Source organism: Protofrankia sp. CiP1_Cm_nod2 (assembly GCF_920664355.1).
Taxonomy (GTDB): Bacteria; Actinomycetota; Actinomycetes; order Frankiales; family Frankiaceae; genus Protofrankia.
The window spans coordinates 1-5,906 of the sequence record NZ_CAKKTL010000190.1; the positions used below are offsets into that span (position 1 = coordinate 1).

At 71.8% G+C, this 5,906-nt stretch carries 5 protein-coding genes; 1 reads left to right on the top strand and 4 read right to left on the bottom strand.

What is annotated here, in order from left to right; genetic code table 11:
- Positions 1 to 10: 10 nt before the first annotated feature.
- On the bottom strand, positions 11 to 1,156 hold the full coding sequence (locus tag NBW84_RS18375; RefSeq protein WP_250285969.1) for a trypsin-like peptidase domain-containing protein: 1,146 nt from the start codon (positions 1,154 to 1,156) through the stop codon (positions 11 to 13).
- 546 nt (positions 1,157 to 1,702) lie between these two features.
- Here NBW84_RS18375 and NBW84_RS18380 point away from each other — a divergent pair.
- Positions 1,703 to 2,674, top strand: a complete 972-nt coding sequence (locus NBW84_RS18380) for an aminotransferase class IV (RefSeq protein WP_250285979.1) — start codon at positions 1,703 to 1,705, stop codon at positions 2,672 to 2,674.
- 192 nt (positions 2,675 to 2,866) lie between these two features.
- On the opposite strand, the gene NBW84_RS18385 is transcribed toward NBW84_RS18380, so the two are convergent.
- The 3 genes from NBW84_RS18385 to NBW84_RS18395 form a co-directional block, all read right to left on the bottom strand.
- Positions 2,867 to 3,499 (bottom strand): ATP-dependent Clp protease proteolytic subunit, encoded by a 633-nt coding sequence (locus NBW84_RS18385; protein WP_250285971.1) that lies wholly within the window; start codon positions 3,497 to 3,499, stop codon positions 2,867 to 2,869.
- 123 nt (positions 3,500 to 3,622) lie between these two features.
- A complete protein-coding gene (locus tag NBW84_RS18390) occupies positions 3,623 to 4,336 on the bottom strand; it encodes an MBL fold metallo-hydrolase (RefSeq protein ID WP_250285972.1) in 714 nt (237 codons plus the stop codon).
- Between the two features lie 246 nt (positions 4,337 to 4,582).
- Entirely contained in the window at positions 4,583 to 5,512 is a 930-nt protein-coding gene (locus tag NBW84_RS18395) for an alpha/beta fold hydrolase (protein ID WP_250285974.1), read from the bottom strand.
- Between the last annotated feature and the right edge of the window lie 394 nt (positions 5,513 to 5,906).

Below are 5,906 nucleotides of genomic sequence, written 5' to 3' on the forward strand. Positions count from 1 at the left end.
ATGGGCGGGGTCAGCGTGGGCGGTGGGGCCTGGCGGGACGCCTGCCGCGGCGGGTCAGGGCGGCTTCCGGGGCCGGGTGGGCGGGCCGCGTGGGTCGTGGCGCACCGGGTCCCGGCGCGCCCGCCGGTGAGCTGCCCGTCGTCCTCGACAGGCCGGATGCCGACGACAGCACGCCAGCACGCCGGTCGCGTTCGTGCCCGCCGGCCTCGTGCCCACCGGCGAGCGGAGCACTTCCCGGGGCGCGCGTGGAGCCGCCGCCCAACGTCAGGCGGGCCGGCCTGACGTCCGTTGTGACGCCGATGCCACTCCGAGCGTCGCTGGCGCCCTCCAGGTGTGCCGCGGCGGTGGAAGCGGTTTTCCCGGTGCTTTTCCCGGTGGTGAGCGAGCTCGCGACCGAGATCGCGTGGCTGATCGGGATGGCGTATCCGGCCCGCAGCCCGGCCGGCAGGTACTCGTTGAAGACGGTCGCCGCCGTGTCCATCCCGATGACCTCACCGGCCGCGCTGACCAGCGGGCCGCCGGAGAACCCGGGCCTGATGGCGACATCGGTTTTGATCATTCCGGAGAGGTCCTCGGGGTTGCCGCCGTCGGAGTCGGTCGCGGTGATGCTCTGGTTGAGCGCGATGATCCTGCCGGAGACGACCTCGGGCGCCCCGCCGTCGGCGTTGCCGATGGCGGCGACGGCGTCACCGGCCCCGGCCCGTGAGGAGTCGCCGATCGGGACCGCGGCGAGCCCGGAGGCGCCCCACAGCCGCAGGACCGCCACATCGTCGGTCGTGTCCGCCCCGACGACCGACGCCTGGTAGGAACGGCCGCTGCTGGCGACGGTGACGGTGATGGCGTCGGCGTCCGCGATGACGTGGTTGTTGGTGAGTACTTCACCGGCGGAGTTCAGCACCATACCGGTGCCCGCGGCGGAGACGTTCCGCGAGGTGATCCTGGAAAAAATTCTCACCACACCGGGAAGCACCCGGTCGGTGGCCGCCGACAGCTGCGCGGGAACCGGCCCGCCGGCGGCGGTAAAAGCATGCGGAATGGTAAAGGTCTGAACCGCCCGGGCGGCGGCCGGCGGGTTCGCACCGCCGCCCGGCCCGCCGGTCCCGGTATTGGTGCCGATGATGCCGGAGGCCGGGCCGACGGCTCCGGCCACTATCACCGCGCAGCCGGCGACAGCGCCGCGCAGCCGCCGTCCCCGCCGGGCTGGGCGTGATACGGATCGCCAGGGGTTCTCGCCGGTTACCGCTCCGGGAGCTGTGTGTTGTGCTCTCCCGGTGCCGGAGCTTTCCTGGTCCGCTGTGACCTCACCCACTGTGACCTTCACCTACCCTGAGTCTGCTCTGCTGGGCGACGTCCGTTGATCTAAGACAATCGCGTGGCAAACCGCGGGTAATCGCGATCGCGGCGATGCGGGGCACATCACGCCCGGGACGCACCGGCCCGGATTCGATATCCGTCACATTCACCGGGAACCGGTTGCGGATTATGCGCGGGGGCCGGGCCCAGCGGGCTCGGGGCGGGGGGCTCGGGGCGGGCCGGTGCCGGTTCCCGTCCCTGGCCGGTCGAAGAGGAAGATTTCCTCGATGGTCAGGCCGAAGATGCCGGCGAGATGGAAAGTCTTCTTTCCATCAGGGAAGGCCTTGTTGTCATGGACGGCCCGGTGCGTCGATCATGCGGCTTGCCGGGTGGGAGACTGCTGCCCGTGATGGAGCTGGACGGCGCGCCGCCCGACATCAATGATCTTGCCGTGCTGGCGCTGACGAACTACGGCCACTTCACGACCATGCGGGTCGAGCGCCAGCGGGTGCGCGGGCTGTCGCTGCACCTGGAGCGGCTGGCCCACGACTGCGGGCTGCTCTTCGACGCCGACCTGGACGTCGAGAGGGTCCGCCATCTCGTCCGCCGGGCGACACGCCCCATCGGGACGGGCTCCTGCGTGGTCCGGATAACCGTCTTCGACCCGGCGCTCGATGTGGGGCATCCGGGCGTGCGGGCGCAGCCGCACGTCCTGGTGAACATCAGGCCGGCGCCTGCCACGCCGTTGCCGCCGCTGCGCGTCCGTTCGGTCGCCTACCGCCGGAGCATGCCGGCGGTCAAACACGTGGGTCTTTTCGACGCGCTGCGCCATCGCCGTGCCGCGCAGCTCGACGGCTTCGACGACGTCCTCTTCACCGACACCCACACCCACACCGCCCCCGGCGCCGCCGCTCCCGCGGGGAAAGGCCCGGCACCAGAGGGCCCGGCCTCGGAGGGTCGAGCCGCCCCGAAGGGGCTGGCCTCGGAAAGCCCGGCCCTGCAAGGCCCGAGCGGGGAGGGCCCGGGCGGGGAGGGCCCGGGCTCGGGGAGCGGCGGCACGGGGAGCGGCGTTCCGGCGGGGCTCGTCTCGGAGGGTGCCACCTGGAACGTCGGCTTCTTCGACGGCGACCACGTGATCTGGCCTGCCGCGGACTGCCTGCGCGGCGTGACCATGCGGCTGCTCCAGCGGACGCACGGACGCACGACCGTCGCACCGGTCGACCGGCAGGGGCTGGCCGGCATGCGGGCCGCGTTCGCCACCAACGCGGCCGCCGGTGTACGCGCGATCGCCGCGGTCGACGGCCGGGAACTGGCGGCCGGCCACCCGATCGTCGAAACCCTCCGCCGGGAATACCTCGGCATCCCCGGCGAGCCGTTGTAGAGCGCCGCGGAGCCAGCGTCACGGAGCCAGCCTCGCGGGAGCCAGCCTCGCGGGAGCCAGCGTCACGGAGCCGCTGTGACGCCCCGGAACGCCGCCGGGCGGCGCGGGGCCCGGTCCCGAAAATGCGGTAGGGCGGCGGGTGGCGCGGTAGGCGGCGGAGCGCCGCGCCGCGGCCCCGTACGTACCGTGCCGCTATTCGGAGGCGGCCTGTCGCAGCGAGTTCTTCCGGCTCTGGATGACCTCGTCGACGAGGCCGTACTCGACCGCCTCGTTCGCGTCGAGGATCTTGTCGCGTTCGACGTCCCGGCGGATCTGGTCGGGGCTCCGGTTGGTGTGTCGGGCGAGGATCGTCTCCAGCAGCTCCCGCATCCGCAGGATCTCCCGGGCGTGGATCTCCAGGTCGCTCGACTGCCCCTGGCTCTGACTGGACGGCTGGTCGAGCAGGATCCGGCTGTTGCCGAGGGCGAACCGCTTGCCGGGTGTCCCGGCCGCGAGCAGGACGGCCGCCCCGGAGACAGCCTGCCCGAGGCAGAGGGTCTGGATGTCGGGCCGGACGAACTGCAGCGTGTCGTAGATCGCCATCAGCGCGGTGAACGAGCCGCCCGGGGAGTTGATGTAGAGCGAGATGTCGCGGTCGGCGTCCTCGCCCTCGAGGTAGAGCAGCTGCGCCATGATGTCGTTCGCGGAAACGTCGTCGATCTGCGTGCCGAGGAAGATGATGCGTTCCTTCAGCAGCTTGGAGTAGGGGTCCATCCCGTATTCGCCGCGGGAGGTGCGTTCGATGATGTTGGGCAGGACGTAACGGTTCACAGCGGTGCGTGTCATGTGCTTCTCTCTCGGTTCTCTCGGTTCGGCCGGGTGGTGCCGCGCGGCCGCGGCGGCCGGTGGGGGCACGCCCGCGCGGTCAGGGCCGGGACGGGTGGTCGAGCATACGGGCGGCGGGCGTGGTCATCCACCGCCGAAGAAGGCCCGCCACTGTTCGACGGAACGGGGGCGGAACACCGCGTTGCCGCCGCGCACCGCCGACATCGGCGCGCTGGGCCGCGCCGAGTAGAAGTGGCCGGGGTAGACAACGGTGTCGTCGGGCAGCGCGGCCAGCTGCTGCAGGCTCGCGTACATGGCGTCGGGGTCGCCGCCGGGGAAGTCGGTGCGTCCGCAGCCTTCCAGGAAGAGCGTGTCGCCGGCGACGAGCCGGCCGTCCACCAGGAAGCACTGGCTGCCCGGGGTGTGTCCGGGGGTGTGCAGCAGGCGGATGGGCACGGCGCCGACGTCGAGCACGTCGTCGTGGTCGTGGCCGACGAGGTCGGTGGCGGACAGGCCGGTGGAGCGTCGCACCCACTCGCTCTCGTCCCGCTGCACGTGTACCGGGACCTGGACGCGGGCGAGCAGCTCCGGCAGGCCCGGCAGGACGAAACCGAACATCGCGCCGCCGACATGGTCGGGATGGTGATGGGTGACCAGGGCGCCGGTCAGCCGCATCCCGTCGTCGGCCAGCACCGAGAGAAGATCGTCGACCGCGTACGCCGGGTCGATCACCACCGCCTCCCGGGTCTCCTGGTCCCCGATCAGGTAGGTGAAGTTGACCATCTGGGTTGCCACCGGGTTGCCGACCGCGTAGTCACGTCCGGACAGCAACTGACGAAAGTACAGACGGTTGACCATTGGCCCAGACTACGGCCGGGGCCGGCACCGCGACGGCTGGCCACCCGCAGCCATCACGCGGCCATCATGCCGGGATCCGGCGGCCGGCGGATCCCGGCGATCGGCGCTGGAGCACAGCGGCCGGCGGCCAGCGGCCAAGGGGCCAGCGGCCAGGGGCCAGGGGCCGGCGGGAGCCCGGTGCCCGCCGTGCCCACGCGGTGCGGACGCCCGGGCGCGGGGAACGGGCCCAGCCTGGAGAACAGGCTGTCACGCCTGTGCGGGGAGGGCGCCCCTGGTGATCCAGGCGGCGGCCGCGGAGCTGATGACGCCGCTGCTTCTGATCCAGGCGAAGTGGTCGTCGACGGCCACCCCGGAGCCGTCCTCGATGTGCCAGCGGGTGACCTGGGCGGCGCGCATCCTGCCGCACAGGAAGTCGACGTTGGGACGCGGGCCGAGCGGGTCGCCCGCTATCGAGATCACCAGCACCGGCAGGTCGAACGTGCGCAGCGCCTCGTTGTAGTCCCGTTTGCTGCCGCGGGGCTGGTAGCGGCCGTTGCGGATGTGTCGGGCCCAGTCGGTCATCACACCGCCGGCCATCGGTGCGGGGATCACCATGCCGCCCGGCCAGTACCCGCGGATCCGGGACACCAGGCCGATGACCTGCCCCTGCCAGAGCGCGACGAGCCGGCGCCCGCGGGCGAAGGACCGCCAGTAGACGCTGCTGGTCGCGATCACACAGGCGCCAGCGATCTCCTTCGGCGCCGAAGCCGTGTACAGCAGCGCGAGCTGGCCGCCGAGGCTGTGCCCGAACAGGTACACCGGCGCCTGCGGCAGGCGCGCCCGCAGCGCCGCGAGCACCGCCGGGAGATCCACCTCCAGCAGCTCGCGGTAGCCGAAGCCGGGCTGCTCGCGCAGGCCCGGTGTGCTTTCCCCCTGGGCCCGCAGGTCGCAGGTGGCGGCGGACAGGCCGGCGGTGGACAGCGCCTTCGCCAGCGGCCGGTAGAACTTCGCCTTCATCCCCATGGCCGGCAGGATCAGCACGACCGGGACGGTCGGGTCCTCGTGCTCGAGCAGCCGGATCACGAAGGTCACGTTGTCGCCGGTCGTGACATGAATCGCTTCCGGCGTCACCAGCTCCGGCGGCTGCCCGGCCGGGCTGTCGGTGGCGGCGTTACCATCGGTCCCACGTACGGACATGTAAGCCCCTCATCAGCGTGGAATCGGCCATGGGAAACCGGCCGTCGTGCCGCGGCCGGCCGCCAGTGACGGTCAGGCTGCCAGCGACGGTCGGGCTGTGCCGGGATTCCGGTCGGACGAGACGCCGCCATGACCTGTGATCAGGCGCTTCGCCCCGTGCGGGTTCACGTCCTGCACGGTAGGCGACCGCGGTCAGGGGCCACAACCGGACGGGCGGAAACCGACGGCACGATTGCCAGAACCAATGACGCGATTGCCACCACGCACCACCGGCATCCAGCGCGGTTCGGGCCCCATCTCCAGTGAAAACGGCCGCTCACGGCCACTCCAGGAGGCCTGACACCCACGCCACCCAGCCGTAGGCGGAAACCGCTGTCGGGAACGACGGAAGTCA

Bases quoted from the DNA above. Each gene is read 5' to 3' on its own strand.
- NBW84_RS18395 (WP_250285974.1), bottom strand. From the start codon at position 5,512: ATGTCCGTACGTGGGACCGATGGTAACGCCGCCACCGACAGCCCGGCC.
- NBW84_RS18380 (WP_250285979.1), top strand. From the start codon at position 1,703: ATGGAGCTGGACGGCGCGCCGCCCGACATCAATGATCTTGCCGTGCTG.
- NBW84_RS18385 (WP_250285971.1), bottom strand. From the start codon at position 3,499: ATGACACGCACCGCTGTGAACCGTTACGTCCTGCCCAACATCATCGAA.
- NBW84_RS18390 (WP_250285972.1), bottom strand. From the start codon at position 4,336: ATGGTCAACCGTCTGTACTTTCGTCAGTTGCTGTCCGGACGTGACTAC.